This window comes from Streptococcus sp. GMD1S, assembly GCF_000296875.1.
Classification (GTDB): Bacteria; Bacillota; Bacilli; order Lactobacillales; family Streptococcaceae; genus Streptococcus.
Genome location: NZ_AJQY01000060.1, coordinates 1 through 5,222 on the forward strand (window position 1 = coordinate 1; position 5,222 = coordinate 5,222).

5 protein-coding genes are annotated in these 5,222 nt (G+C 33.1%); all 5 read right to left on the reverse strand.

The window, feature by feature from the left end; translation table 11 throughout:
• Positions 1-50: 50 nt before the first annotated feature.
• Positions 51-203: a hypothetical protein gene (locus tag GMD1S_RS06495; RefSeq protein ID WP_000776613.1), complete on the reverse strand. Its 153-nt coding sequence runs from the start codon at positions 201-203 to the stop codon at positions 51-53.
• A gap of 74 nt (positions 204-277) precedes the next feature.
• Positions 278-2,149: a GmrSD restriction endonuclease domain-containing protein gene (locus GMD1S_RS06500; RefSeq protein ID WP_000230428.1), complete on the reverse strand. Its 1,872-nt coding sequence runs from the start codon at positions 2,147-2,149 to the stop codon at positions 278-280.
• A complete protein-coding gene (locus GMD1S_RS06505) occupies positions 2,143-3,456 on the reverse strand; it encodes a DUF262 domain-containing protein (protein ID WP_000155167.1) in 1,314 nt (437 codons plus the stop codon). Before GMD1S_RS06505 ends, GMD1S_RS06500 begins: the two co-directional genes overlap by 7 nt.
• Before the next feature lie 7 nt (positions 3,457-3,463).
• Positions 3,464-4,414, reverse strand: a complete 951-nt coding sequence (locus GMD1S_RS06510; protein ID WP_000999609.1) for a helix-turn-helix transcriptional regulator — start codon at positions 4,412-4,414, stop codon at positions 3,464-3,466.
• Positions 4,415-4,523: 109 nt separating this feature from the next.
• The gene (locus GMD1S_RS06515; protein WP_000247995.1) at positions 4,524-5,045 is read right to left on the reverse strand and encodes a DnaA ATPase domain-containing protein; all 522 of its coding nucleotides are present in this window, start codon (positions 5,043-5,045) and stop codon (positions 4,524-4,526) included.
• Positions 5,046-5,222 lie beyond the last annotated feature (177 nt).

The window sequence follows — 5,222 nt, forward strand, 5'->3', positions numbered from 1 at the left end:
AGATTTTCTTTAAAATTTGGTAAAACCATTCTATTCTTCCTTTTCTTTTGTTATTTTTCCTTCAAAGCAGAAAATAATCCTGCTAAAGCAATGGCACCAGACAAGAGCGCTGTCGATAGAATAATTGTTTCATCTGCCAGCTCTAGCTGATAGTCAAAAATCTTTTCAGCAGGTTTATCTTCCGCAAAAATTCTTAGTTTCATCAAATGTCCCCCATTACTAGTATATCACATATATTAGCATTTTAAAAAACAAGCTCATTAAAGCTTGTTTTTATTTAACTATCACAAAAGTCGTGTACATATCTTTCCACTTCTTTTTCCATAAATTGAATCTCACAAATACCCCATTTATCATTCTTTACCGTTACATCTGCCATCATCTGTAATTTTAAACTCTGGCGATTGAAAATTCCTTCCCACTGTTTATATTTTGCACTTGGAACTAAATTTCCAAACTTCGAATTTTGACTATCTGTAATGATACAGAGATTCCCAAAGGAGTGCAAAAATTTATCATCAATTTTTTCAACTCTTTCATCACTATTTGGATGTTGTGGAAACCAATGCTCTATAGAACGACGATATGTAAATTTGAAATCTTCAAACTTAACATCGTATGCTTTCTTTAATTCTTCACGATTTTTCCATAAAACATAATCTACAAAGTTAAAAGCATAAACAGGAATTGCACCATATTTCTTAATTCTTCTATCCTCAGTAAACAGTCTTTCTTCTGCATACGTCACTGCCATTTTTTCAAGAAATTCTTTAAAATGAGCACCAAATTCTTGATCATTTAGTTCTTCAATATGTCTGAAGAGAAATTGAAAAATCTCATATAACCAACGACTATCACGATTAGCAGTAAAGGTCACAGCAAACATAGATTGAAGGAGGATAATGTTTTTGTTAATTTCCGAATCTGAAAATGTATTCTTAGTAAAGCGTTCTTCAACTATGTAATGCTCTTTCGCTTTTCCATTAGGTTGATATTCATAATAAGTTCCCTTCTGCAAAAACCATTCATCCTTATTTCTGCTTGAAGAATCCATATTTGAATTTCTAACGATGTAATTATCAAAAATATGTTTTATTTTAAGAAGAAATTCACTGAATTCAATAATCCAAGTCTTATTTTTATTTTTTATATCAAATAGGGCTAAAAGTTTCTTGTCGTCTAACTGAACCTCATTGGTATCCTTACCTTCCCAAATTGCCAATACATGGAGTAGGAAGGTTGGAAAATCGATAACTTGGGTATAATCACCAAAATCTTTTTCTACTTCTATATTTTTTTCATTTATCTTTTTTCCTAATATATCTGATAACTTTCTTCTTTCATTTTGATAAAAATCAATATCATCATAAATATTATGAAATGAGTAATTTGTAAAATGCCATCCAAAAATACGTTCGCGTTCTTGAAAATCATCTGCTCTCTTCCGTCGCATCTTAAATTGACTTGATACCGGCTTATCAAATTCCGCACAGGCATCCCAAATTCTTGCAAATTTTTGTGCCATTTCTTGATCTGCACCAAACTTGGCCATCATTTGCGCCTTAAGGATCTCATGAGCCTCTAGTTGTTCTCCACGAGAGTTGAAACGTTCGAAATAAAGATTTAAGTCTAAATCTTCAGAAAGTATACTCCGAAAAATAATAACTTTATCAAAAAGATAATCAACGAAAGACTGAGGATTAAGGTGACGCTCCTCTAGCACTTTTTTCAATGCGTCTTTAGCATGTCCGTAACCTCTAGTTAATTCATTTTCATCGTCCTCAGAGATTTTTTCCTTAGTAAATAGTTTTTGAATATTCTCATTTGATTTCTTCCTAGCTGGAAAGGTAAGATTGACAGCTTTCAATAGATCAAAACCAAACTCATGCTTCAAAGCTAAGGCAATCAAATTAAGGGCTGTTGTCCGTTGTTGCCCATCTATGATTTTGAAAATGTCATTCTCTTTATTAACGACTAATGTTCCAATATAGTAATTGTCTCTATTTTCTTGAAAAGCATCTGCTACGTCGTTCAATAACTGCTCAATTTCATCATAAGTCCAGGCAAAATTTCTCTGATAAAGAGGAATAGCATAGGTATCTTCATTTAACAGACGATTAACAGATAAGCTTATATGCGTTTCTACCATTTATCTTTTTCCTCTTCTATAATCTTGTCCACAGTATAATTTTCAAATAACTCTCTATCTATCTTTATCATGAAATCATTCGGAGTGACGGCATGAGATAAAAGTTGAAATAGCTTTTGAACCTCTTTTTGTCTAAACCTTCCACCAGCAGCATAGTTCCCAACCGTCGCATCATATATGGCTTTAGATTTAACTCGAGGGTAGTAAGACCAAATAAACAAGGTCTCTACTATCTCCTTTGATAGCTCCTCTTTTCCAAATCTATCTGCGAAAAGCGAGCAAATATTTAGGAATATATTGTGACACTTGAGATAGCGACCCTTTGAGCTATTGTAAATGTTTAACATACCTTCTGGGTAAGCTAAATTTTGTTCTTCTTCCTCTAACTCATTAGAGACTCCAAACTTTTTATTTAAAAAATTTTTATGAACTTTAATAGTTTCATGAGAAGATTCAATATACTCAAAAAATTTACTTCCATCAATTATTGGCATAGTAATTGACATAGGGAGTTTTTCAATATGACGATACAATTCTAGGTATGGAAAGTTCTGATTCAAATCAACGCCTTTAAAGTCGTCAATAAAATCCTCTGTAAAACGGAGATAAGAGCCATAACGCTTGTTTGTTAATCCTGTCTCTCCTCGCGACCAACGTCTCATACGAAAAAGATGTTTATCAAACAACTCTTTGAGACTTAACTCTTTATCCTCTACAAATTGCTCCCACTTTTCAACAATTCTTTCATCTTCGGAATCTTGCTTGCGAAGATGATAGGCCTTGAGCAAATCATGAGGTTCTAAAGATTTTCCACGATTATTCTGAGAATCAAATAGCTGAAAGGCCTCTGATAATCGTTCTTGGGGCATAGTAATCACAGAGACAGCACAATTCTCTAATAAAAAGTTGCAAATGTCTTTTGCCTCATTTTCGCCAACTAATTGAGTTAAATTTTTCCACTCATTATAATTTTCACTCGCATGATAGCAAGATAGCTCTCCAAATTCTTCAGCACTCAACAGTTGATTAGCACCCTTATAATTCTCTAAGTCATCTAACGAATGAAGAAACAAAGAAATTGAAATTAGCCGTTGCTGTCCATCGACAATATCTAAGTGTCCATCATTCTTATGCAGGATAACGGAACCAATCTGATATTCCTTTTTCCCCATAGCATCTCGTAAATCATAAAAAAGATTACGGATATGTTTTCTGTTCCATTTATATGGTCTTTGATAAGAAGGAATCCGCAAATTCCCTTTTTTCAATAGTTCTCCAACCTTTTTAGAAGTAAATTGAATAGTCATTTTATCCTCATTTATATTTATCTATCATTTCTTGAACCGTTCGCTTCATATCCTCTACTAAAATCCGAGGAGACAAAACAGTAACTGCTTCCCCTTGTCCCAGTAACCAGCGTTTAAGACCCGGTGTATACTGACTTTTAAACTTAAAATGAGTCCAGGAACCATTTTTCCCAACTATTTTTGCATTTGGAAATTGATCCATCACAATAGTAGGATCATACAAATACCCAATCTCAATACTGATTTTCTTCCCGATAAAAGCATCAACTCTCTCGTTACGAATATCACCATCTCTAAATTTATCTCGATAAGAAATAGAGGGTTTCTCTATACCACTAAGAGACCATGATTGGATACGGTCTACTCTTAAAGTAATATAAGTAGCGTGTTTTAACTGATAAACAACCAGATAAAAATAATGACTATCATAGTAAAGAGATACAGGCAAAACCGTCTGCTTCTTAGAAGACTCCGAATAAGGTTTTTGATAGATAATGTCTAAGACCTGTTCATGTAGAATAGACTCCGATAAATTCCAAATTTTCTCTATTCTATCTTGCTGATCCGTTAAGGGAGCATAATTAAGCTTTTCACTACCAATGATTTGCTCAATTTCTTTCTGGTCATCACGAGGAATTAAAATCAGTAAATTTTTTAGTAAGCTATCAATTTCTGGCCGATTCAATGCTCGATTTTCCAATAAAATCTTTGAAATAACAAGTATATCCTTTTTATTAAAAACTGACTTACTTGATAGGCTATACTTATTCGTTTTACGACTATAAAGCAGGTCTCCATTAAAATCGGGATGACTGGATAAAATATCACGAAGGAGCGAAAAATCTCTCTGTATCGTCTTTTCACTAACCTCAAATTCCTGGGCTAATTGCTTTTTTCCTAACGGAGTCCCAAACTGTAAGCGTAAAAAGATTGTTAGTAATCTCTCTTGATCATTCATTTGCAATTTCCTTCTACATATTATTCAAACAATATTATTTCCAGTACATTTTTATCACTTCTATAGTCTAACTAGCACTTTATATTCAAAACGATTAAAGCAAAATAAACTAGCCCTTAGATGATTTCAACTGTACCACTATGCCAGATTCGAAGAACTCAACTACGGATTCAGCCATATTTTTTAAGTCTTCGGGTAAGCAGTCTGAATATACAATGAAGAGTTTGCTTCTTTTCTTATTCTCTTTGAATTGCTGCATCCAGTATTCCTGTACCCTTTGATCAGCCTCTCCCAAGAATTGAACTCCATCCAGAAAAATCAAATCATACTCTGTATACTCCATTTGCATTTTTATCCATTGACTATGTTTAGAAAAAATCAAATTATCTCTCACTCGATAATATGCAAGTGATGCTATTGGAGTAGCAGGTTTTATTTTAGTTAACGTATAAAACAAATGCCATCTGTCAGTCTCTGAAATACCGCAAATGTAAATACATTGAGAATCTTCTTTTAAGTCTATTTGTGGAAATCCGGTCCAATCACTCCCATCATCTTTCAAGCCTTTTTCAAAATTATAAATTTCCTCTTCAATTGACACATTAGAATTTAAAATTTCTTGATTCACCATATTATACTCTCTTTTCTTTTATTTTTAAGAGAATTATAACAAATCAAGTGGACATTTTTTGTCCACTTGATCAAAATAAGCAATTTTTTAAAACAAATCATCAAACAAACTCAACTGGTTGTCCTCTGGCATATTGCCGAGAATCCCCATTTCATCCATCTTTTCAACCAAGGTTGA

What these genes read in the sequence shown, in the direction of transcription:
- GMD1S_RS06495 (WP_000776613.1), bottom strand. Translation starts at nt 203, where the DNA reads ATGAAACTAAGAATTTTTGCGGAAGATAAACCTGCTGAAAAGATTTTT.
- GMD1S_RS06505 (WP_000155167.1), bottom strand. Translation starts at nt 3,456, where the DNA reads ATGACTATTCAATTTACTTCTAAAAAGGTTGGAGAACTATTGAAAAAA.
- GMD1S_RS06500 (WP_000230428.1), bottom strand. Translation starts at nt 2,149, where the DNA reads ATGGTAGAAACGCATATAAGCTTATCTGTTAATCGTCTGTTAAATGAA.
- GMD1S_RS06510 (WP_000999609.1), bottom strand. Translation starts at nt 4,414, where the DNA reads ATGAATGATCAAGAGAGATTACTAACAATCTTTTTACGCTTACAGTTT.
- GMD1S_RS06515 (WP_000247995.1), bottom strand. Translation starts at nt 5,045, where the DNA reads ATGGTGAATCAAGAAATTTTAAATTCTAATGTGTCAATTGAAGAGGAA.